General features: G+C 41.6%; 19 protein-coding genes, 1 riboswitch and 1 other annotated feature. Of the genes, 5 read left to right on the forward strand and 14 right to left on the reverse strand.

All coding sequences use genetic code 11. The features are described from left to right. Window positions 1-6 precede the first annotated feature (6 nt). The gene (locus tag BANVL01_RS05545; protein WP_066090973.1) at window positions 7-1,617 is read right to left on the reverse strand and encodes a putative polysaccharide biosynthesis protein; all 1,611 of its coding nucleotides are present in this window, start codon (window positions 1,615-1,617) and stop codon (window positions 7-9) included. A 242-nt stretch (window positions 1,618-1,859) separates the two neighbouring features. On the opposite strand from BANVL01_RS05545, the gene BANVL01_RS05550 reads away from it, so the two are divergent. Continuing rightward, the gene (locus tag BANVL01_RS05550; protein WP_066096852.1) at window positions 1,860-3,131 is read left to right on the forward strand and encodes a BaiN/RdsA family NAD(P)/FAD-dependent oxidoreductase; all 1,272 of its coding nucleotides are present in this window, start codon (window positions 1,860-1,862) and stop codon (window positions 3,129-3,131) included. A gap of 6 nt (window positions 3,132-3,137) precedes the next feature. Here BANVL01_RS05550 and BANVL01_RS05555 read toward each other — a convergent pair whose 3' ends face one another. From BANVL01_RS05555 to BANVL01_RS05600, 9 genes are all read right to left on the reverse strand, one after another. Next, complete coding sequence (locus BANVL01_RS05555) at window positions 3,138-3,323, reverse strand: sporulation protein Cse60 (protein ID WP_066090976.1); 186 nt, start codon at window positions 3,321-3,323, stop codon at window positions 3,138-3,140. Between the two features lie 240 nt (window positions 3,324-3,563). Beyond that, window positions 3,564-3,869: a rhodanese-like domain-containing protein gene (locus tag BANVL01_RS05560; RefSeq protein ID WP_066096856.1), complete on the reverse strand. Its 306-nt coding sequence runs from the start codon at window positions 3,867-3,869 to the stop codon at window positions 3,564-3,566. Between the two features lie 57 nt (window positions 3,870-3,926). Next, window positions 3,927-6,344: a leucine--tRNA ligase gene (leuS, locus tag BANVL01_RS05565; protein ID WP_066090979.1), complete on the reverse strand. Its 2,418-nt coding sequence runs from the start codon at window positions 6,342-6,344 to the stop codon at window positions 3,927-3,929. A gap of 42 nt (window positions 6,345-6,386) precedes the next feature. Beyond that, window positions 6,387-6,608: a binding site (T-box leader), on the reverse strand. A 155-nt stretch (window positions 6,609-6,763) separates the two neighbouring features. Then, window positions 6,764-7,957, reverse strand: a complete 1,194-nt coding sequence (locus BANVL01_RS05570; RefSeq protein WP_066090982.1) for an MDR family MFS transporter — start codon at window positions 7,955-7,957, stop codon at window positions 6,764-6,766. Between the two features lie 391 nt (window positions 7,958-8,348). Beyond that, window positions 8,349-9,800: an ammonia-forming cytochrome c nitrite reductase subunit c552 gene (locus BANVL01_RS05580; protein ID WP_066090989.1), complete on the reverse strand. Its 1,452-nt coding sequence runs from the start codon at window positions 9,798-9,800 to the stop codon at window positions 8,349-8,351. A 3-nt stretch (window positions 9,801-9,803) separates the two neighbouring features. Next, on the reverse strand, window positions 9,804-10,316 hold the full coding sequence (locus BANVL01_RS05585) for a NapC/NirT family cytochrome c (RefSeq protein WP_066090992.1): 513 nt from the start codon (window positions 10,314-10,316) through the stop codon (window positions 9,804-9,806). Window positions 10,317-10,420: 104 nt separating this feature from the next. Further along, a complete protein-coding gene (locus BANVL01_RS05590; protein ID WP_066090995.1) occupies window positions 10,421-11,227 on the reverse strand; it encodes a hypothetical protein in 807 nt (268 codons plus the stop codon). Between the two features lie 340 nt (window positions 11,228-11,567). Beyond that, on the reverse strand, window positions 11,568-11,744 hold the full coding sequence (locus BANVL01_RS05595; RefSeq protein WP_066090998.1) for a glycogen biosynthesis protein GlgD: 177 nt from the start codon (window positions 11,742-11,744) through the stop codon (window positions 11,568-11,570). Window positions 11,745-11,760: 16 nt separating this feature from the next. Next, window positions 11,761-12,024, reverse strand: a complete 264-nt coding sequence (locus BANVL01_RS05600) for a YtzC family protein (RefSeq protein ID WP_066091001.1) — start codon at window positions 12,022-12,024, stop codon at window positions 11,761-11,763. Window positions 12,025-12,214: 190 nt separating this feature from the next. Here BANVL01_RS05600 and mnmL point away from each other — a divergent pair, with 190 nt between their 5' ends. Continuing rightward, on the forward strand, window positions 12,215-13,174 hold the full coding sequence (gene mnmL / locus BANVL01_RS05605; protein WP_066091004.1) for a tRNA modification radical SAM protein MnmL/YtqA: 960 nt from the start codon (window positions 12,215-12,217) through the stop codon (window positions 13,172-13,174). Then, window positions 13,171-13,743, forward strand: a complete 573-nt coding sequence (gene mnmM, locus BANVL01_RS05610; RefSeq protein ID WP_066091007.1) for a tRNA 5-(aminomethyl)-2-thiouridylate-methyltransferase MnmM — start codon at window positions 13,171-13,173, stop codon at window positions 13,741-13,743. The genes mnmL and mnmM overlap by 4 nt, the downstream gene beginning before the upstream one ends. Before the next feature lie 27 nt (window positions 13,744-13,770). Here mnmM and tbcS read toward each other — a convergent pair whose 3' ends face one another. Then, window positions 13,771-14,853, reverse strand: a complete 1,083-nt coding sequence (tbcS, locus tag BANVL01_RS05615) for a tetraprenyl-beta-curcumene synthase (protein WP_066091009.1) — start codon at window positions 14,851-14,853, stop codon at window positions 13,771-13,773. A 16-nt stretch (window positions 14,854-14,869) separates the two neighbouring features. After that, window positions 14,870-15,673, reverse strand: a complete 804-nt coding sequence (locus tag BANVL01_RS05620) for an alpha/beta hydrolase (protein ID WP_066091012.1) — start codon at window positions 15,671-15,673, stop codon at window positions 14,870-14,872. A 150-nt stretch (window positions 15,674-15,823) separates the two neighbouring features. Here BANVL01_RS05620 and BANVL01_RS05625 point away from each other — a divergent pair, with 150 nt between their 5' ends. Continuing rightward, the gene (locus tag BANVL01_RS05625) at window positions 15,824-16,336 is read left to right on the forward strand and encodes a gamma carbonic anhydrase (RefSeq protein ID WP_066091015.1); all 513 of its coding nucleotides are present in this window, start codon (window positions 15,824-15,826) and stop codon (window positions 16,334-16,336) included. Window positions 16,337-16,384: 48 nt separating this feature from the next. Here the strand turns inward: BANVL01_RS05625 and asnB are convergent, their stop codons facing one another. Continuing rightward, window positions 16,385-18,277 (reverse strand): asparagine synthase (glutamine-hydrolyzing), encoded by a 1,893-nt coding sequence (asnB, locus tag BANVL01_RS05630; RefSeq protein WP_066091018.1) that lies wholly within the window; start codon window positions 18,275-18,277, stop codon window positions 16,385-16,387. Between the two features lie 336 nt (window positions 18,278-18,613). Next, window positions 18,614-19,813: a methionine adenosyltransferase gene (gene metK / locus BANVL01_RS05635; RefSeq protein ID WP_066091021.1), complete on the reverse strand. Its 1,200-nt coding sequence runs from the start codon at window positions 19,811-19,813 to the stop codon at window positions 18,614-18,616. A 203-nt stretch (window positions 19,814-20,016) separates the two neighbouring features. Continuing rightward, a riboswitch (SAM riboswitch) is annotated at window positions 20,017-20,153 on the reverse strand. Between the two features lie 261 nt (window positions 20,154-20,414). Between metK and pckA the strand changes: the two genes are divergently transcribed. Continuing rightward, window positions 20,415-22,001: a phosphoenolpyruvate carboxykinase (ATP) gene (pckA, locus tag BANVL01_RS05640; RefSeq protein ID WP_066091024.1), complete on the forward strand. Its 1,587-nt coding sequence runs from the start codon at window positions 20,415-20,417 to the stop codon at window positions 21,999-22,001. Window positions 22,002-22,036: the final 35 nt, after the last annotated feature.

A 22,036-nucleotide genomic window follows, 5' to 3' on the forward strand; every position in this document is an offset into this window, starting at 1 on the left:
AGATTTTCAGGTGCGAAGTCTTAATTTTTGCTTTAAGCGAACAACCCGGTCCCCAAATAATCGGTCGACGAGTCCTGATTTTAATCCTAGGTAAAAATAGATACTCGCACCTGCTCCAGCACTTACTAGGATAATCAAGACCGATTGCCCCTTTGATGCTGGTGAAAGAAATAGCGAAAGAAATTTATAGACAAGCTCTGTCCCCGCCCACATCAATCCTGCAAAAATCACGATTAGTAAGCTCCGTCTCCAAACAAGACGGAATTGGTAACGCGAAAACGTTTTAATAACAATCAAATTAATAATAATTGCTACCGAGTAGCCAAGTGCTGTTGCTAAAACGGCCCCTCTTGTTTCGAACATTTTTATTAGCGGGATATTTAAAGCGAGTTTTACTAATAAACCAACAAGTAAGCTTAAGATGGTAAAGCGCTGTTCATTGATACCCTGCAGAATGGCAGCTGTTACTGCGTACAAGGAAAATAAAATCGCAACCGGAGCATAGGCGCCTAATACTTGTGTTCCAAGTACATCATGCTCATAAAAGGCTGTGTAAACTGGTTCGGCCAATAGGGACAATCCAATCGCGGCCGGTAATGTTAAATACAATAAGACTTGAAATGTTTGGTTTAACTGCCGGTTCATACTTTGACGATCATTCTCAACAAATGCTTTTGTAATGCTTGGTACCAGCGTTAAGGAAAAGGCCGTCGCGAGTGAGACGGGAATAATAACTATTTTATGTGATTCGAAATTCAATATCCCAAATGCAACATCCGCAAAACTCTTATTCATCCCCATTTCCTTCAAAGCCCTTGTCAAGGTAAATTGGTCAATAAATTGAAAGAGTGGATTGGCTATCCCGACAAACACGAATGGTGCTGCGTATATAAAAATCTCTTTATAAATTTCCTTTAACGAGATATCGATGCTGCCTTTATCATGTTCTAAAAGCTGATCCAAATATGGTTTTCTTTTGTACCAATACCAAAATAAAACAAACAAGCCGCCGATAGCACCAATAAAGGCAGCAAAAGTTGCGACACTAACCGCAGATACAATTGTTCCATTTAAAAATTTCAGGACAACGTAGGCACCGGCAAGCGTGAAAATAATCCGGACGATTTGTTCCACGACCTGTGACACAGCAGACGGTCCCATCGATTGATGTCCTTGAAAATATCCCCTGATTAAACTCATAAATGGCACAACAATCAAAGCGAAACTAACAGATCTTATGACTGTAATAACACTTGCCAAGTCTTTTTTATCAGGATGACTCATCTCTGCTAGCAACGGTGCCGCTGAAAACATGACAAGAAAGGCTGCAATTCCCGTAAATAGCATGACCATTATTCCCGATTTAAATAGTTTTCGGCCAACGGCATATTCCTCTAGGGCATTATATTTTGAAATAAACTTTGACACTGCGAGCGGTACACCAGCCGTGGCAACACTAATAAAAATTGTATAAGGGACATACGAGTAGGAGTAAAGCTGTGTCCCATGTTTTCCGACAATTTGATAAAATGGAATAACGTAAATTAAGCCGATAACCTTTGATAGGATCGTTCCAAAGGTTAAGATAAATGTTCCTCTTAAAAGCTTAGACTGCATAAAATCCCTTCCTATTTCGAAAAGCGCAAGCGCCTCATCAAGTAAATTCGACTATTTTTGCACACTATTGTAGTGTACAACTCTTTTCCTTTTGATGCTACTAACAATCCTAAAAAATTTATTAAAAATTGTTGACTATCTGTTTTGTTTTCAGTACGGGCTGAAATGGTTATAATGGAATAATTGGTATAAACACCATTAGGTTACCGATAAAAATGAATGAACATAAAGTTGGTGCAAATATGGAATACGATGTAATCGTCATTGGCGGCGGCCCATCAGGGTTAATGGCTGCCATTGCCGCCGGTGAAAAAGGGGCAAAGGTCCTGTTAATCGATAAAGGAGAAAAGCTTGGCAGAAAACTGGCGATATCCGGAGGCGGACGCTGTAACGTCACAAACCGTCTGCCGGTGGAAGAGATCATTAAACATTTGCCGGGAAACGGGAAATTTTTATACAGTGCTTTTTCTATTTTTAGTAATGAGGACATTATTGCCTTTTTTGAAAAGTTAGGAATTGCCTTAAAAGAAGAGGATCACGGGCGGATGTTCCCGGTATCTAATAAAGCTCAATCCGTGGTCGATGCCCTTTTGGAGCAATTAGAGAAGCTACAGGTTCGTGTGTTCAAAAATTCCCCTGTAGCGGAAGTCATCTATGAAAATGGACAAACAGCTGCTGTTCTATTAAAGGATGACCAGAAAATTGCCGCAAAAGCCATCGTCATTGCTGTTGGCGGCAAATCGGTCCCCCATACAGGATCAACCGGCGACGGCTATGCCTGGGCGAAAAAAGCTGGCCACACGATTACCGAATTATTTCCAACCGAAGTTCCTGTCACGTCTAATGAACCTTTTATCAAAAATAAGGCACTGCAAGGGTTAGCATTGCGCGATATTGAGGTAAGTGTGTTGAATCCAAAAGGAAAGCCAATTATCTCCCATCGGATGGACATGCTGTTTACTCATTTTGGCATCAGCGGCCCGGCGGTTCTTCGCTGCAGCCAGTTTGTTGTAAAAGCGATGAAGAAGTGGAAATTGAAAGAGGTTACCATGAGCCTCGATGCCCTTCCAGATAAAAGAGAGGAAGAAATTTTTCAGGAAATTGTTAGACTTGTAAAAAGTGAGCCAAAGAAAAGTATTAAGAATACGTTAAAGGGCTTGCTGCCTGAACGTTATTTACTATTTCTATTAGAACAAAATGGTATCGACCCTTCCGAGCAGGGCGGCATGATTTCTAATGAAAAAATTCGTAGTTTTTCTAAAAGCTGCAAACAGTTCCTGATTAACGTTAACGGCACACTTCCACTCGAAAAGGCATTTGTCACGGGCGGCGGCGTGTCGGTTAAAGAAATTGAACCGCAAACGATGGGCTCGAAATTAATGGATGGTTTATATTTTTGTGGTGAAATTCTTGATGTTCATGGGTATACAGGGGGTTATAATATTACCTCCGCACTTGTGACCGGCAGGCTTGCGGGAACCAATGCTGCTCTAACTGCCAAAAATCGGGCCTGACTATTGTCAGGCCTTGTAAATAATCATCGCTGTAAAGCAATAAATCTGTTCTTCCTCTTCCTCCTCTGGCATCGCTGCAACGTTATACTTAATATCTAGCAGACTCCGTTCATCTATCCCTCTCAGAAACCGATTCATTTCCTTTTCCAAATCCTTCTCATGCTCGCGATCAAACAATTTCACCTGGATCAATGTACTCTCCCTCTCTTTTTTTATTATCATTATTGACAACTTTTCTGAATTTTAAAAAAGAGGGGCTGGGAAAGTTGTATTTTTCCAAATATTATCCAGGGTATGTCGTAAGTTTCTGTAAATGTGTCGTAAATGACTGAAAATATATCGTAAGGTCTCAAAAATATGTCGTAAAAGTCAAAATTGATGTCATAAACGAGTTTTATGAAAGAGAAAAACCGATTCCAAAATTGGAATCGGTTATTTCGTTTCTCCTGTCCAGTTCATCATACCGCCTACCATGTTGCGGACTTTGTAACCCTGATCCTGCAGATAGTAGCAAACATTACCGCTGCGGGCGCTTGAGCGGCAGATAAAAATATACTCTTTATCCTTATCAAAATAGTCCAAGTTAGCAGGAATTTCTCCCATTCGAATATGCTTTGCCCCTGGAATCATCCCCGCCGCTACTTCTTCATCTTCTCTTACATCAACAAGCTCCAGCTTTTCCCCTGCCGCAAGCTTCTTTTGTAACTCTTCTGGTGTTATCGTTTGAATTACTTCCATCCCAATCATCCCTTCAGAAAAACATCCCCCAGTTTGGCAGGAGGATGTTCTATTTAATTAATTGGCCACAATATTGACTAGTTTACCCGGAACCGTAATGACTTTGCGAATCGTTTTTCCTTCGATTTGTTCCTTGACGCGGTCATCGTCCATTGCGATGCCTTCCAATGCCTCTTTGCTGGCATCCGTTGGCACCATAAGCTTCGTCTTTACCTTACCATTAACTTGAATAACAATTTCTACCTCGTCATCAACTAGCTTTGCTTCATCGTATGCAGGCCAAGCCTCATAAGAGATTGTTTCGCTAGACCCGAGTTTATTCCAAAGTTCTTCTGCAATATGCGGACAAACAGGTGCAAGCATTTTCACGAAGCCTTCAACGTAATCCTTAGGAAGTACTGTTGCTTTGTAAGCTTCATTAATGAATACCATCATTTGTGAAATGGCGGTATTAAATCTCAATCCTTCGTAATCCTCGGTTACCTTTTTCACCGTTTGATGGTAAACCTTTTCCAAACTTGATGCTTCATCTATTGATTGGATTTTTGGACTTAATGAACCGTCCTCTTCCACCAATAAGCGCCAGATCCGATCAAGGAAGCGGCGGGAACCGTCCAAACCATTTGTCGACCAAGCAATCGAGGCATCAAGCGGTCCCATAAACATTTCATACAAGCGCAGGGTATCGGCACCATGACTGTCGATGATATCATCAGGATTGACCACATTTCCTTTTGACTTACTCATCTTTTCATTGCCTTCGCCTAAAATCATCCCTTGGTTGAATAGCTTTTGGAATGGTTCTTTTGTTGGAACCACACCAATATCATATAAAAATTTATGCCAGAAACGGGCATATAGCAAGTGAAGAACGGCATGTTCGGCACCGCCAATGTAAATATCGACCGGTAACCAATGATTTAATTTTTCCTGTGATGCTAATGCTTGATCATTTTTCGGGTCAATATAACGTAAATAGTACCAGCAGCTGCCTGCCCATTGCGGCATTGTATTCGTTTCGCGGCGACCCTTTTTGCCTGTTTCAGGATCGACTACATTTACCCAATCGGCAATATTAGCAAGTGGTGATTCGCCTGTTCCAGACGGTTTGATATCTTGCGTTTTTGGCAGCATCAACGGAAGTTGATCATCCGGCACAGCTGTCATTGTGCCGTCTTCCCAATGGATAATTGGAATTGGCTCCCCCCAGTAACGCTGACGGCTGAATAACCAATCACGTAAGCGGAAAGTTACCTTTTTCGTACCGATACCTTTTTCCTCTAACCACGAGATCATTTTGGAAATGGCATCTTCTTTATTTAAGCCATTTAAAAAATCGGAATTGATGTGTTCTCCGTCACCTGTATAGGCTTCTTTCTCGACATCGCCGCCGGAGACAACTGGCTTAATTGCGAGTCCGAATTCTTTAGCAAATTCATAATCGCGTTCATCGTGTGCGGGAACGGCCATAATCGCACCCGTTCCGTAGCTTACTAATACATAATCAGCAATCCAGATTGGCATTTTTTCTCCATTGGCAGGATTGATGGCATAGGCACCGGTAAAAACGCCTGTTTTTTCTTTAGCTAAGTCCGTGCGCTCAAGATCGCTTTTCGTCTTCACTTTATCTAAATAAGTATCAACAGCAGCGCGCTGTTCGGCTGTCGTGATTTTATCAACAAATGCATGTTCTGGAGCTAATACTGCATAGGTTGCACCGAATAATGTATCCGGACGAGTTGTGAAAACAGTGAAGGTTTCGTCATATCCATCAATGGCGAAGGTTACTTCCGCCCCTTCAGAACGGCCAATCCAGTTGCGCTGCATGTCTTTCAAACTTTCCGGCCAATCAAGCTCCTCTAAATCTTCAAGTAAGCGGTCACCATAAGCTGTGATTTTTAACATCCATTGCTTCATCGGACGGCGTTCAACTGGATGGCCACCGCGTTCACTTTTGCCGTCAATAACTTCTTCGTTGGCCAAAACGGTTCCAAGTGCAGGACACCAGTTCACTGCGACCTCATCAATATAGGCAAGGCCTTTTTCAAAAAGTTTTAAGAAAATCCACTGTGTCCATTTATAATATTCCGGGTCAGTCGTATTGACTTCACGGTCCCAATCATAGGAGAAACCTAACGCTTTAATTTGTCTACGGAAAGTATCAATATTTTTCGCTGTGAATTCTGCTGGATCATTTCCTGTATCTAATGCGTATTGTTCTGCCGGTAATCCAAATGCGTCCCAGCCCATTGGGTGAAGAACATTATATCCTTGCATCCGCTTTAAGCGGGAAAGAATATCTGTTGCGGTATAGCCTTCAGGGTGGCCAACATGGAGTCCTGCCCCTGATGGATATGGAAACATATCTAGCGCATAGAATTTACGTTTATCATATTCTTCACTCGTTTTGAATGTTTTTTCTGTTTCCCATTTCTGTTGCCACTTTTTTTCGATTTGCTGATGGTCAAAACTCATAACATTTTCCTCCTATAAAAAAATAAAAAACCCCTCATCCCAAAAAGGGACGAGAGGATTGTATGTATCTTCCCGCGGTACCACCCACATTAGTGCTAATGCACTCGCTTCATTCATCCTTAACGCGGAAAACGGCAAGCATTACTATTCGTTCATGCTTGCAACTCAAAGGCGAGTTCATGATGTACCCCGTTGACTTCCACCAGCCGTCAACTCTCTACAGTTCGGGTATTGACCATTACTACTCCTGATCACTGTTTTTGTAATTTAAAAGTATTACGGTTATTGTATTAAATTTTCCGATGGTATGCAAGTAAACTTTCGCCTAAATTCAGGATGGACAGGAAATCGCCTTTATAAACAACCAAAAGAAAAGACAATGGAGATTTCCCCCACTGTCCTCCCCACGTGGACAAATGCTACATTTGTCCACGAACGGTGCCTGACACCATTTTCCTTTTTATTCCACGATCATACATAAGTGTGGTGACGATTGCGATTAGGAATAGTCCGATCAATACGAAAAATAATGAGGACATGCTATACAGATCTACTATTATTCCGCCTAGTAATGGGCCAACCATTCTTCCGCCTGTAGCTGTACTATTTACGATTCCTTGGTAAAAACCTTCTCTCCCCTTAGGCGCTAGATCGAAAGCAATGGTAGGAACTGCCGGCCAGATGAACATTTCACCGACTGTTAGAATAATCATTGCAACGACGAAGCCTGAAAAAGCACTCGCATTTCCTGCAACTAAAAATGAAACGATAAAGATACCAATTCCAATAAGGATTTGCACCTTAAGTGAAGCCGTTATATGCTTTAGCACGCCATTTAATAGTGGCTGCCCAATAACGATGATGGCCCCGTTTATCGCCCATAGTAAACTATATTGTTTCAATGAAATGTTGATTTCCTGTGTGTAGGAAGCAATGGTTGTTGTCCATTGACTATAAGCAACCCAACAAAGCAAATACCCACCGCAAACAATCAGTAAAGCCTGCAGATTTGCTTTGTTTTTTACAACATTTATCGCTTTTTCTTTATTGTCATGTATTGCTGTCTCTACCAGGATTCCCTTATATCCAAATAAAGCAATTAGTAGAAAGATTACATACATGATGGTGTTGGCTAAGAAGATTAATTGGAATGAGTAAGCTGCTACAATCCCTCCAAGAAATGCACCTACTGCAACTCCAAGGTTTTGTGCGACATAAAGGGCATTAAATGATTTACGCCCGCCTTCTTTCCATACGGAACCTGCCATCGCATACATCGATGGAAAAATAATTCCTGTTCCAAAGCCTGTGATGGTAAGGAAAACGACGTATTGTGGCCAGTCATGCCAAATGGATAGGCCGATTAGGGCTAAGAGGGAAATAGCAATTCCCAATATAATAGATTTATAGCCGCCAATTTTATCGAATAAATGGCCGCCATAAAGATTTCCGATGACGTTTGCTCCTGAGTTGAGCATGAGGACAATCCCGGCAATGGAGAGGGACTTTCCTAAATGATCGTGAATATAGATTGTATTTAAAGGCCATAAAAAAGAAGAGCCTATTACATTCACTGCCATCCCGATGATTAAAAGCCATAAGGCACGCGGCATGAAAAACGCTCCTTTAAGATTAACTATTTTGTTTCCCTTGGTAATTTTAGCTGTTTTTTTGTAAGGGTGCAATGCTTTTATATTTCCAGTTAGGGCGGGGATTGATTCCGACGATTTTCGGGTTTATTTCGCCAAACTTGGGATTTATCTCGCCAAACTCGGCGCTTATTTCGCCAAACCGAGGGTTTATTTCGCCAACTTCACGATTTATTTCGCCAAACCCCACATTTGACCCCGCAAATTGACACTCCAGCCCAATTCATTCAAAATAAAAGCAAGAAAACACTGTTCCCCAAAGAGAAACAGTGTTTTCCAGAAATTATTACAAGGCTCTTTCCTAAATTCTTATTCCTTCTTGGTCGGACGAATAAGAACTGCTAATGGAAAGGGTCTATTTTTTTGGAACTGCTGACACTACCGGTGCTTGGGCAGGGAAATAACTATTAACAGCATGGTCTTTCTTCTTCTCGTTTACCTTTTCATCGAAGACAGCTTTTTTAGCTTTTTCAATTTCCTTGTCAAGCTCATCCATGTTGACGCCTTTTTTCACAAGCTCTTCCGTTGCAAGGCGAATCGCTTTGCTAGACTGCTCAATGGACATCCGTAAGGAATCCATTGATCCTTGCGGGTTATGGAAGCCGGCGGAGTTTTCAGCGGCAATGATATCCCAGAACCATTGGCCTTTACGGACAAATTCCTGAGCTTGGTTAATTTTTTCCTGGCTCACCCCTGATGTAATCATTTTGTTTACATAGTAATGGGCTGAAGTGGAAATATCTTGGGCATCATGTAATCCCTTCACGTTTGCATCTTGAATTTCTATGACACGGTCTTTCAGTTTGTCTAAATCACGGTCACCGTGACATTGTCCGCAAGATGTTTGCATCGTTTTAAGCGGTGAAGTCCACCAGTGTGAGGTGATCTTTCTTTTTCCATCGACACGTTCGTATGGCATATGGCAATCGGCACAGGATACATTTGCTTTCCCATGTGTGCCTGATAAGTGAGTTTCAAATTCAGGATGCTGTGCTTTTAACATCGGTGTGCCGGAAATATTGCTGATCCAGTCTTTCTCAAAACCGTTTTCTTTTGCAATCGTGCTATAGTAATCATACATATCTGCAGGCTTAAAACCTTTTGTCCACGGGTAGGTAACTTCACTATTTTTAGCAGCAAAGTAATATTCATCATGGCACTGGCCGCAAACATAGCTGCGCATTTCGTTTTTCGTTGGGTTCGACACATCGACCCCCTTTGCTTTCAATGCTTTAAAAAGACTAGGGCGGGTGACGCGTAAATCCATTGTTTTCGGGTCATGGCAGTCAGAACAGCCGATTGGCGAGTGGCCCATCGCTTCGCCTTTTGGCCAGATATCTTTATTGAAATTGGCGCCCCAATAGCTGTCACCCATTTCTTCAATCATTTTTGGAACAGCCGTTGATTTACATGTGTAACAAGAACCAACTGACTTATCAGTAATCCGTTTAACACTGCGAATATCTTCTAAGGCATACGTATGGCCGCGGTCTTCATTGTATTCGGTCGCAAATCCATATCCATTGAAAAGGATTGGCAGTAATGGTTCTTTATCGGCGTCGTATTTGCTGCGCTTGACCGAACCATTGTATTTTGTGTCTTCCATCTTTTCATTTTTCTTGTAGCTGTTATATTGAAGCGGAAATAAGTCCTTGAACGCATCATTACTTATTTCATCTGCTGAAAGGCCTGTCGTTTTCTTACCTGCTGCCGAAGCTGTTTTTTCACCGGAATCATTGCAGCAGCCGGTGATTATCAACACAAATGACAGCAGGAGAAGATATGCCCCATATCGAATCCTTCCCATTTTTTAAAATCCTCCCTTATTTTCTAATAATTCTCCTGATTTAGGTGGCTTATTATAATGATCATCTTTAAAGCCTTTCCCATGCGGAACTGTTTTGTGACAGGATATACACTTATCCTTTGCGTCATGTGATACATTGCTGAGCGTACTGTTGTGGCACGAAATACAGTTATCATTCATGATATCTTTCGTGCGGTCCGTCGCCTGGATTACATCCGGAATATCATCGGTTCCGAGTGTGTTGAAATAAATATGTGTCATCCCGGCACGGCCTTTAAAAAATAACTTCCCGACTTCACTCTTGTGTGGCAAATGGCAGTCATTACACTGTAAATCGGAATGTGTAGAATCCACGAATGACGTATAAACGGATTTCATCGTATGACAGTTTTGACAAAAACCAGGTGAATCCAAGTAAGCCATTGTTTTGACTGTTGAAAACGATAAAAATACGCCGACAAGCAGGGCCAGCACAATTAAAAACTTTTTGTTCATCTTCAAAAGCTTTTTAAACATTACTTCACCTCCCATTAATGATCTAAATACTCTCTATTTATTTATTAAAGAACCTTGAAGGCACCTTAATCCCAATTGAATCACGCCAAAAGGCGCTTTTGTTTTTACTGCCTATTCCTGCGATTTCTTATCAGAATGGTCAATGCAGCCACAGATAGAACACTAATCCCGCTAAATGCGCCAACGGCAATACTTGTGGATTTCTTATTCTCGTTTACTTTCACTTCAGCTGAATCATTTAAAACCTCTGTGGACAGCTTCTCTTCGCTGCGTTCATATGTTAAGGTGAAGTTTTTTTCTTCACCCGCTTTTACTCCTTGGAAAAGATAGGAGAATGTGTTAGCTGCTTCACCATGATTCTGGTTTTCATCAGGGGCCGGCGTGAGCTTGAATTTTTTTGCCTTAGACGGCTCTGTAAAGGTAACATTGACGAGTCCGATGTCAGCAAAGCTTTTAAACTGATACGCTAAGGTCTTCTTAGCCTTATTTACCTTTAGGCTGTCTGTATAAAATTCGATAACAAATTTGTAGCGTTCATTCGGGCCAATCTCTTCACTTGTTGTCCAGGAAATCGTTCCTTTATCACGGTCGATGGCATATTCGATTTCATAGGTCTTTCTTAAATCGCTTGAGTAATCTGCCACATAGCCAATTCGGAAGTTTTTCTCACCCATTGGCAGCGGCATTTCAATTTGTCCTTTTTGCGGCCGATCGGAGTTATTTACCATTGAACCCTGATAACCAATTAACAGCGGTGAATGATCCTTCTTTTGATCATTTGGATGATAAGCAAACTCCGGCATGACTTGAATCGTCAGCTCTTCCATGCTTAAAATTTTACTCTCAGCAAAGCTAACCGAAGGACACATAATGGCCAGAATGATGCTAGCGATAAAAAGGTATTTTTTCATGTCAATACTTCCTTTGTTAAGTAAAATTTGTGGATAAAATGTGAACGCATTCACATAATCTTCTATTAAAAGTGCTAAGTAGTTTCACTTAGCAAAAGGTGGTATTCGTGGAATGAGGTTTTTAAATCCATATCTCATTTAAACCATGTTAAATAATCTCCATCTGTGACCTCCATCACACAATAAATTGTAGTTGTTGCTAAAGTGTGAACATGGTTTTTCTTCTATTTTCATGTTGTTTTTATTAAGAAATTGATGTCCCAAGTGATTTTAGAGTCATTTTTTAAAAATACCCGCAAAAAAATCTCCCAACGAATTGTTGAGAGATTTTAAACTTTTATTAGGATTGTCCATTTTCTGGGTGCATTTTAGATTTTACTGGCTGACCGCCTGATTGTTCATATTTCCTTTTTGCGTTCTTGACAAGGTCAACATCCTGGCCGAGTTCGAGATCTTGATTATTGATTCCATTTCGAGTTTTTTGTTCTGGATTTTGTTGTTTTGATCGTTTTTTCAAGAAGTCTCTCCTCCTTTTAATGCCCTTTTAAAATCATCGAGTTCTGCAGCTGCTGCAGCTGCAGCCTCATCCTATGGAGCTGTTCCCGCTGCTGCGAATTGGAAAAATGGGCCATTTTGGCGATATCACCGTAAGTGTCTTCGAGACCCTGTAGTGCCTGTGTATAATTATCATCGTTATATTGTTCTTGGAGGCTGCTTTGCTTGTATTGTTCCTCGGCAAATCGAATCGCATCCTCACACTGCTGCATCAGGTTATCCATTGAATCACGAGTAGCCATTTAAGAACCCCCTTCAATCCCTGCTATGAAGCATACGGCTTCATTTCTTATTGTGTTCTCCATTCTTTTTCCTATGACAGAAACCGCAGGATAAATTTTTACCAGCCTTCCTTGAAACAATTACAATTGGATAAGGATTTCGCTTCATGTTAAAATTGAGCTTATGAAAATTAAAAGGAGGTTTTCTGACATGCTTCAGACAAAACCTTTTCCATATGCAGCTGATGATAAAAGGTACCATACCTGGAATTACCATCTGCGCGGGCATTTCGGTCATAAGGTGTTTAAAATAGCACTTGATGGCGGCTTTGATTGTCCGAATCGTGACGGAACAGTCGCTCATGGGGGCTGTACCTTCTGCAGTGCAGCCGGTTCAGGAGATTTTGCCGGTAATCGTGTCGAGACACTGGAAACACAATTTAATGAGATTAAAGAAAAAATGCACACGAAATGGAAAGATGGCAAGTACATGGCCTACTTCCAGGCGTTCACGAATACCCATGCATCCGTTGAAGTTCTTCGTGAAAAATACGAAACCGTCCTTAAGCAGGAAGGCGTTGTCGGCTTGTCGATTGCCACTCGTCCAGATTGCCTGCCCGATGATGTCGTCGAATATTTAGCAGAATTAAACGAACGAACATATTTATGGGTTGAACTCGGGCTGCAGACTGTGCACGAACGTACCGCCCTTCTTATCAATCGTGCCCATGATTTCCAGAGTTATATTGACGGTGTTAAGAAGCTAAGAAAGCATGGGATTCGAATTTGCACGCATATTATTAATGGCCTGCCGCTTGAGACGGATGAGATGATGATGGAAACAGCCCGTGAGGTCGCTAAATTGGACGTGCAGGGAATAAAGATTCATTTGCTTCATCTTTTAAAAGGCACGCCGATGGTCAAGCAATATGAAAAAGGCATGCTTGAATTTCTTTCGCAACAGGAGTATGTCAATTTAGTATGCGACCAATTGGAGATCTTACCACCGGAAATGATTGTTCACCGCATTACCGGCGATGGGCCGATTGACTTGATGGTTGGCCCAATGTGGAGTGTGAATAAGTGGGAAGTATTAAATTCCATTGATGGAGAATTAAAGCGAAGGGACAGCTGGCAGGGTAAATTTTTTCAAGAGGCATTAAACCGATGAAATTGGAGCGTATTCTTCCGTTTGCGAAAAATTTACTAGAAAAAGCCGTTCAACCCGGTGATGTTGTCGTCGATGCGACAGTTGGCAATGGCCATGATACCGTGTTTTTGGCAGGGCTTGTTGGAGACAACGGGAAAGTTTACGGATTTGACGTGCAAAAAGAGGCAATCGTGGCAACAAAGGAGCGCTTGGCGGCTCATGGCTTGTCAGAGCGGGTGACCATTTTTCACGAAGGACACGAACAGCTTTCCGCAAAAATTCCAACTTCTGATCAGCGAAAAATTACTGGAGCGATTTTTAACCTTGGCTACTTGCCTGGCAGCGATAAATCAATTGTTACTCAACCAGATACAACAATTGCCGCAATCGAGCAGTTATTGGAACTGATGGCACCAGAGGGAATCATCGTCCTTGTTATTTACCACGGGCACGAACAAGGTACGGTGGAACGGGACATCCTACTTCAATTCTGTCAACAATTAGACCAAAAGAAAGCCCATGTACTGCAATACCAATTTATCAATCAGCAAAATAATCCGCCGTTTATTGTGGCGCTTGAAAAACGTTAAAAACCAGGCTTCATTCGCCTGGTTATTTTATTTAATCATAAGTCTTGTCACAAACGCGGGGACTAATTTTTGCACCGAGCGGTAGGCGCGTCCGTTGAAATAAAAGAAATAACTGACCCATCCACCTGATTTAATGATTCCCTTTGCCAGCTTGCGGACATTTTTCTGTTTTCGAACCTTGGCATCCGATAAGTAAATTCCTAACAACCCCCGATTGATAAGCTGATGGAATTTCTTATGCGGAAGGTACTCCGTATGCCTGTCCGCTTCGACAACAAAATGCTTTAACCGCTGAAAAAGGGTTTCCTGATTGTCATAGTAAGAACAAAAGTTTAAATCCCCTCCGGCAATATCCTCCTCTTGGTCAATGAAATAATCCAAGAGAATATGGAGTCCTTGAATATAAGGGAAATAGCCCTTACGAATATTTTCGGCATCACTCGCCTGAAAATCCTCACGCATTGCATATGATATTAAGCAAAAAATCCCCAATGTCGAACCGGAGCAGGCCGAAAATTCATACCATTTCATCTCAGGGAGTCGGTTTTGGTAACGATGGAACCATTTTTCAAGCCGCGGTACCCGCTCCTCGTGAACTACATGTTTGTGAATTTGCAAATCACAATAATACTGGCACAACTCCTGAAGATAATCTTTGATTACATCGTAATGCTCGGTCTCATTAAGGACAGAACGACAAGTCGCCGATAAATCATGCAAATAATTCCCATCATCTTGATCCTCGCGAAGCCGGTAATAGTTTTTCCTATCAGCCCTAAGTAAAAGGGCGTCAGCCATCGACTCATGAAGTGCAGCAAAGTCCTCAGGATCAAGCGATGTGCTTCGGTCACAAAGATTATCTAAATAATCACTAATCGTTTGATAAGCGACGATAAACTTGACTGCTTTCTTATAATCCGCGCCGGCCGTAAGCGCTAAGATTGCTCCACCTTCACAGTGAAACGTTTTTTGCTCAATACTGGCAAGCGCCTGAGTTCGTAACTCGGAATTCGGAATTTTTTCAGCCCGGCTTTTCCAATAAGCCAATTCTTGATGGACTGCTGGAAGAATTTTGCGGTATACCCTGGACATAAGGGTGATTGGCATCATGGAAACAACAACCTTTCTAAACGATATATCCGATAGCTTTTAATTGACTAAATACAAAATCTTTTGCGTATTCAAAGACCTCTTCGCGCTCCGGTTCATTAAAAATTTCATGGTAGCATTTCGGCCATTCCTTAAATCTCTTTTCGGATAATGGGACATGATTGAACCATTCCTTAACGGTCGTTTTATTGACGATTTTGTCATCCCCGCCCTGCATAACCAGCATGGGGATATCCTGTGTTTTTCCGAGATCAAGGAATGCTTGCTTTATCGCCGCTGCAAGTTCACGATACCATCTCACCGATATCTTTGTCACGTAAAGGGTATCATTCGAGTCCGCTTCTCTTACGTCTTCATTTCTCGTCGCCATTTGGACAGTCAAACCTGAATTCATTCGTAACGAAGGAAAGACCGCATTCAACACATGGGATAGTGCGTCTAAGAATTTGGAAGGGGAATGGACCAGTCCTAAGCATGGGGAAGAAAGAATCACTCCTGCGACATTTAACCTCTCTTCTTGGAGTAAGCGAATCGAGATTAATCCGCCCATACTATGTCCAAGTAAAAAGACAGGCAGATCATATCGGTAGGCAGCTTGGACCCAATCTTTTACCTCAAAAATATATTCATCGAAGGAGTCAATATGGCCCCGGTTGGCTCTAGTTGTCATCCCTTGCCCTGGAAGGTCAGCCATAATGACATGAAAGCCAGATAAACGCCACATTTCAATTAGCCAGCCATATCTGCCATGGTGTTCCATTGCCCCATGAACAATGACGATTACCGCCTTCGCTTCCCCTTCAGCTTCCCACTTCCACATATATTTTTTCCCCCTTGAAAAAGTAATTAGCGATTATTTTAAAAATTAATCTTCCACCTGATGTTTATAAAAAATAAAAAAGATAAATGTTTTGAAATTTACTTAAAGCTTTCGATACAATAGAATTATTACTCAAAAAGGAGCGAACCTATGATTTACCCCTTTAAAGATAAATATCCGTTAATTGCGGAAACTGCATTTATTGCCGATTATGTAACGATTACTGGTGATGTTGAAATTGGCGAACAATCCAGCGTCTGGTTTAACTCGAGTATTAGAGGTGATGTTGCCCCAACGAGGATAGGCAATAAAGTAAATATCCAAGATAATTCTATCTTACACCAAAGTCCTAATAACCCGCTAATTTTAGAGGATGAAGTAACGATTGGGCATCAAGTAATCCTGCACAGCTGCATCATTAGGAAAAGGGCGTTAATCGGGATGGGGTCGATTATCCTTGACCAAGCTGAAATCGGCGAAGGTGCGTTTATTGGTGCCGGCAGTCTCGTTCCCCAAGGGAAAAAAATCCCCCCTAATAGCTTAGCATTCGGCAGGCCGGCAAAAGTTATTAGAGAATTAACAGCAGAAGACAAAAATGACATGGAACGCATTTATACAGAATATGCGGTGAAGGCACAATATTATAAGTCCTTACAGTCATAATTAAAAAAATAGCACCCAAAAATTAATTATGGGTGCTATTTCGTCGTATTAGATGGTTTCCAGTACTTTTTCACCAGCAGTTTGGAAATTATATATTTTTTCAACATACACTTGATGCCAGACCATAAACATCAACACCGTCCAGATTTTCCGGCTGTTGTCGGCTTTGCCTTGGCAATGGTCTTCAAGTAATCTTAAAACGTATGTTTTATTGATTAAATGATCCGTGTTACTTTCACGGATTATTTTTTTCGCCCATTCGTTCATTTCTGCCTTTAACCAGTGGCGAATCGGCACGGGGAAGCCAAGCTTTTTGCGGTCAAGCACATGCGCCGGAACAATGCCTTCAGCTGCTTTTCGCAAAATATACTTCGTTGTCCCGTTTGCCGTTTTTAAGCTTGTCGGGATTTTCGATGCCACCTCAAACATGGCTTTATCAAGGAATGGAACCCGCAGTTCCAACGAATGTGCCATTGTGACTCTATCTGCCTTAAGTAAAATGTCGCCGCGCATCCACGTATGAATATCAATATATTGCATCCGGTCTACTGGATCATACCCTTTTGATTCCTGATAAAGCGGCTTCGTTATGTCTAAATAGTTCAGTCCTTCACGATAGACGCTCAAAAGGTCACGTTTTTCTTCTTCCGTAAACATCTTGGCATTCCCGATATAACGCTCTTCCATCGGTGTTATACCGCGTTCGATAAAGCTTTTGCCCTTTGTTCCTTCAGGCATCATGTTCGCAATTCCTTTTAACAGGACTTTTCCTACCCGCGGAATTTTATTGAACACTTCTAAATCTTGCGGCTCACGGTAAATATTGTAGCCGCCAAATAATTCATCGGCCCCTTCACCAGATAACACCACGGTTACATGTTTACGGGCTTCACGTGCGACAAAGTAAAGCGGCACACACGCCGGGTCTGCCAGCGGATCATCCATATGCCACATGATTTTTGGAATTTCATTCATATATTCCTGGGGTGTAATCACATAACTAATGTTTTCGACACCAAGCTTTTCAGCGGTCTCCTTGGCCACATCAATTTCACTGAAGCCGTTATGCTCAAAGCCGACTGAGAACGTTTTAATCGACGGATGGAACTCTTTCGCAATCGAAGCAATGATCGAGGAGTCAATCCCGCCAGAAAGGAACGAGCCAACTGGAACATCACTGCGCATATGCATTTTGACCGAGTCGAACAAAACATCTTTAATTTCTTTGATGAAATCAGATTCTGATTTGTTGACTGGCTTAAATTGCGCCTTCCAATATCGTTTAATCTCCATGGGAGCGCCAATTTTTTTCGTAAAATAATGACCAGGCTCTAATTTTTTTATTCCTTCAGACAAAGTGTTTGGTTCAGGAACAAATTGATAAGTTAAATAGTGCTGCAGCGAATCATAGTCCAAAACATCATTTTCAAGGGCGAGTAAGATACTTTTCTTCTCTGAGGCAAACAACGTTCTTTCCCCGTCCTGCATATAGAAAAATGGTTTAATCCCAAAAGGATCGCGCGCACCGTAAAGGGTTTGCTCCTGCTTATCCCAAATAACAAAGGCAAACATTCCGCGCAGCTTTTCGACTGCTTTTTCCTTCAAATGGCTGTATAGGGCGATGATAACCTCCGTATCAGAGCTCGTCGCAAACGATAACCCTTCCTTGAGTAATTCCTCACGAAGCTCCACATAGTTATACACTTCACCATTAAAGATAATCCAGTAGCGCTCATTTTCGTAAGTTAGCGGCTGATGACCGCTCTCAATGTCGATAATACTTAAACGACGGAAGCCAAATTGAATATGATCATCATAAAAGAAACCATCATCATCAGGCCCTCTATGAGTAATGATATCGTTCATATGTTTAAATTGTTGTCTTTGTTCATCACTATAATTTTGTGCTTTGTCGTGTACACAACCAATAAAACCACACATTATGTACCTCACCTACTCCATTTCTAACTATCCTTTAAAAGGATGTTTCTTGAAAAACATACTATATAATACTACCACTATTTTTTTAAAAAATGCACTGAAAACATTAGGAAATTTACTGTACCTTCATTTTTTACTTCTATAGTCCTACTTAAACATTCTATTCAATTTTAAAGACAACTGCACAAAATGTTAGATAAAGAAAACTCGCCGATTGGCAAGCCGGTAGGCGAAGACAGAGGCGTAGTTGCACTTATGCCTGAAAGGAAAGTTATACTTTCCTTTCGGCCGCAAAAAAAGAAAGGGAGTTACATCTGAAATGTAACTCCCCTTTTATTATAGGTTCGCTTCTTGACGTAAAGTATCCGCTTTATCGGTTAGCTCCCATGGAAGCTCAACATCGGTACGGCCAAAATGACCGTATGCTGCTGTTTGTTGGTAAATTGGACGGCGAAGGTCGAGCATTTTAATGATTCCCGCTGGGCGGAGGTCGAAGTTTTTGCTTACTACATCAACTAAAACCTCTTCACTTACTTTACCTGTACCAAATGTATCAATCGAAATGGAAACAGGTCGTGCGACACCAATTGCATATGCAAGCTGAACTTCTACTTTGTCAGCAAGTCCAGCAGCAACGATGTTTTTCGCAACGTAACGAGCCGCATAGGCTGCAGAACGGTCAACCTTTGTTGGGTCCTTACCAGAGAAGGCACCGCCGCCATGGCGAGCATAACCGCCGTACGTATCAACAATAATTTTACGGCCAGTTAAGCCGGCATCCCCTTGTGGTCCGCCGATAACGAAACGGCCTGTCGGGTTAATGAAATATTTTGTGTTATCATCGATTAGTTCTTGTGGAACAACCGGGTTGATAACGTATTCTTTCAGGTTGCGCTGAATTTGCTCTAATGTTACTTCCGGATTATGTTGAGTTGAGATAACAATGGTATCAATGCGAACCGGATTGTCATTTTCATCATATTCAACGGTTACTTGCGTTTTTCCATCTGGGCGAAGGTACTCAAGAACCTTATCTTTACGCACTTCTGTTAATTTGCGGGCAAGCTTGTGTGCAAGTGAAATCGGAAGCGGCATAAGCTCTTTCGTTTCATTGCAGGCATAACCAAACATTAAACCTTGGTCTCCTGCCCCAATTGCTTCGATCTCCTCATCAGACATTAAGCCTTCACGTGCTTCAAGGGCCTGGTCGACACCCATGGCAATATCAGGGCTCTGTTCGCCAATCGAGGTTAACACGGCACATGTCTCCGAGTCAAAGCCGTATTTAGCACGATCGTAACCAATGCCTTTAATCGTTTCACGAACAATCTTTGGAATATCCACGTAAGTAGATGTAGTGATTTCGCCAGCAACAAGAACCAATCCAGTTGTTACTGAAGTTTCAGCCGCAACACGAGCATTAGCATCCTTTGCTAAAATAGCATCTAAAATGGAATCAGAAATTTGGTCACAGATCTTGTCCGGATGACCTTCAGTTACTGATTCAGAAGTAAACAAACGACGTTTTGTTGACATCTGAATTCCTCCTATATAATGAGATAATCGAGGTTTTTGAAGGTTACAGGAATCCTTCTTGAACCTCGTGAATTGACACGGTACTCCCAAGCCTTAGTATGAAATAAACAAAGGATTTTTATTAGAGACTCTTTTCTTAAAAGGACTTATACAAAACAAAAAACCTTACCACTATCAGAGGAAAGGTTGTTCCGGGCCTTTCACTCTTATCGTTCAAGGCGTGAGCCTTGCGTCAGATTAGCACCTTTGCATTTGAAAAGAACCTGTTAGCGGCCACCTTTTCATATTGCAGGTTGCTGGGTTTCATTGGGCCTGTCCCTCCACCAGCTCGGGATAAGAGAGTATCCGTTCAAATTAGAATAATACGCTACAATATCGAGCAATGTCAATGAATTTTTAAGAAACTTCCCTTAAAAACTCAAGAAAAAATACCGTTATTTTTCCAATCATATGCAAAAATTAAATGGATGTTATAACTTATTAAAAATAAATTGAATAATGTATAAAATGCAATTTGATTTCGTTGAATAGTGTAGACTAATAGCTTCAATGTGTTATACTATTAAATACAAAAACCATGAATAAAGGTAGGTTTCATTAAATGAATTCTATAAAAATTCCTAATGAGTTAACGCAGTTGTTAAAGGAAAATCATGTCCAAGTACAATTATCCGTTCCCCAATTAGTCGAGAAAATTTTAGGCCGTAATGAAGGAACATTAACCGCCACTGGCGCAGTTCGTGTTTCTACCGGCAAATATACAGGCCGTTCACCTCAAGATAAATTTATTGTGATGGAGGAGTCTTCGAAGGATAAAATTGCCTGGGGCCCTTCTAACCAACCGATTTCTGAAGACGCTTTCACAATTCTTTATCAAAAGGTTCTTGATTACTTAAAACAACAACCTGAACTTTTTGTGTTTAAAGGCTTTGCCGGCGCCGATAAAAAATCCCGCCTGCCCATTCAAGTCGTAAATGAATATGCTTGGCATAATTTATTCGTGCATCAATTGTTCATTCGTCCATCCGAGGATGAATTGCTGACCCACGATGCTGGATTTACAGTTATTTCGGCTCCAAATTTCAAAGCAGATCCCGCTGTAGATGGCACAAATTCAGAAACGTTTATTATCATCTCGTTTGAACGCAGGATTGTCTTAATCGGCGGAACTGAATATGCAGGTGAAATGAAGAAATCGATTTTTTCAGTGATGAATTATTTGCTGCCTGAAAACAACATTTTTTCCATGCACTGTTCAGCGAATGTTGGGCTTGAAGGAGATGTGGCTCTATTCTTCGGTTTATCTGGAACAGGAAAAACCACCCTTTCAGCTGATCCTAACCGCCGTTTGATTGGTGATGATGAACATGGCTGGTCATCAAATGGTGTCTTTAACATTGAAGGCGGCTGTTATGCAAAATGCATCAATTTAACGCGAGAAAAAGAACCACAGATTTTCGATGCGATTCGCTTTGGTACCGTCCTCGAAAATGTTGTGATCAATCAGGAATCGCGAATCCCTGATTATGATGATGGAACATTAACCGAGAACACAAGGGCTGCCTATCCAATTGATGCGATTGATAATATTATCCTGCCGAGTATTGCCGGTCATCCAAATACAATCGTCTTTTTAACAGCCGATGCCTTTGGCGTATTGCCGCCAATTGCCAAGTTAACAAAGGAACAGGCTATGTATCATTTCCTAAGCGGCTACACATCCAAGCTAGCCGGGACTGAACGCGGTGTGACATCACCGGAAGCCACCTTCTCAACTTGCTTTGGAGCACCATTCCTGCCGCTGCCCGCGACCCGTTACGCGGAAATGCTTGGTGAAAAAATCCTTGAGCATAATGCGAATGTGTTTTTGGTGAATACCGGCTGGACGGGCGGCGAATATGGCGTCGGCAATCGGATGAAACTCGCCTACACAAGAGCGATGGTTCAAGCAGCCCTCGAAGGTGAACTCAACCAGGTTGAAACGGTCAAGGATGAATTCTTCGGTTTAAATATTCCGCTTCATATTGCCGGTGTCCCTGATGATGTACTAAGGCCAAATCAAACATGGGCAGACCCGGAAGCCTATAAACAGAAAGCAAAGGAGCTCGCGGCAAAATTCCGTGAAAACTTCAAGAAATTTACCGCTGTTTCGACTGAAATTGAAGAAAAAGGCGGCCCGATTGCATAATGAAAAAGTCCCGTGTGAAATTAAATTTACGCGGG

The organism is Neobacillus novalis NBRC 102450 (assembly GCF_001591805.1).
In the GTDB taxonomy this organism is placed as follows: Bacteria; Bacillota; Bacilli; order Bacillales; family Cytobacillaceae; genus Neobacillus; species Neobacillus novalis.

What these genes read in the sequence shown, in the direction of transcription:
- BANVL01_RS05545 (WP_066090973.1), bottom strand. Translation starts at nt 1,617, where the DNA reads ATGCAGTCTAAGCTTTTAAGAGGAACATTTATCTTAACCTTTGGAACG.
- BANVL01_RS05620 (WP_066091012.1), bottom strand. Translation starts at nt 15,673, where the DNA reads ATGTGGAAGTGGGAAGCTGAAGGGGAAGCGAAGGCGGTAATCGTCATT.
- metK (WP_066091021.1), bottom strand. Translation starts at nt 19,813, where the DNA reads ATGTCAACAAAACGTCGTTTGTTTACTTCTGAATCAGTAACTGAAGGT.
- tbcS (WP_066091009.1), bottom strand. Translation starts at nt 14,853, where the DNA reads ATGATGCCAATCACCCTTATGTCCAGGGTATACCGCAAAATTCTTCCA.
- asnB (WP_066091018.1), bottom strand. Translation starts at nt 18,277, where the DNA reads ATGTGTGGTTTTATTGGTTGTGTACACGACAAAGCACAAAATTATAGT.
- BANVL01_RS05590 (WP_066090995.1), bottom strand. Translation starts at nt 11,227, where the DNA reads ATGAAAAAATACCTTTTTATCGCTAGCATCATTCTGGCCATTATGTGT.
- BANVL01_RS05560 (WP_066096856.1), bottom strand. Translation starts at nt 3,869, where the DNA reads ATGGAAGTAATTCAAACGATAACACCAGAAGAGTTACAAAAGAAGCTT.
- BANVL01_RS05585 (WP_066090992.1), bottom strand. Translation starts at nt 10,316, where the DNA reads ATGTTTAAAAAGCTTTTGAAGATGAACAAAAAGTTTTTAATTGTGCTG.
- pckA (WP_066091024.1), top strand. Translation starts at nt 20,415, where the DNA reads ATGAATTCTATAAAAATTCCTAATGAGTTAACGCAGTTGTTAAAGGAA.
- mnmL (WP_066091004.1), top strand. Translation starts at nt 12,215, where the DNA reads ATGCTTCAGACAAAACCTTTTCCATATGCAGCTGATGATAAAAGGTAC.
- BANVL01_RS05600 (WP_066091001.1), bottom strand. Translation starts at nt 12,024, where the DNA reads ATGGCTACTCGTGATTCAATGGATAACCTGATGCAGCAGTGTGAGGAT.
- BANVL01_RS05570 (WP_066090982.1), bottom strand. Translation starts at nt 7,957, where the DNA reads ATGCCGCGTGCCTTATGGCTTTTAATCATCGGGATGGCAGTGAATGTA.
- mnmM (WP_066091007.1), top strand. Translation starts at nt 13,171, where the DNA reads ATGAAATTGGAGCGTATTCTTCCGTTTGCGAAAAATTTACTAGAAAAA.
- leuS (WP_066090979.1), bottom strand. Translation starts at nt 6,344, where the DNA reads ATGAGTTTTGACCATCAGCAAATCGAAAAAAAGTGGCAACAGAAATGG.
- BANVL01_RS05550 (WP_066096852.1), top strand. Translation starts at nt 1,860, where the DNA reads ATGGAATACGATGTAATCGTCATTGGCGGCGGCCCATCAGGGTTAATG.
- BANVL01_RS05625 (WP_066091015.1), top strand. Translation starts at nt 15,824, where the DNA reads ATGATTTACCCCTTTAAAGATAAATATCCGTTAATTGCGGAAACTGCA.
- BANVL01_RS05580 (WP_066090989.1), bottom strand. Translation starts at nt 9,800, where the DNA reads ATGGGAAGGATTCGATATGGGGCATATCTTCTCCTGCTGTCATTTGTG.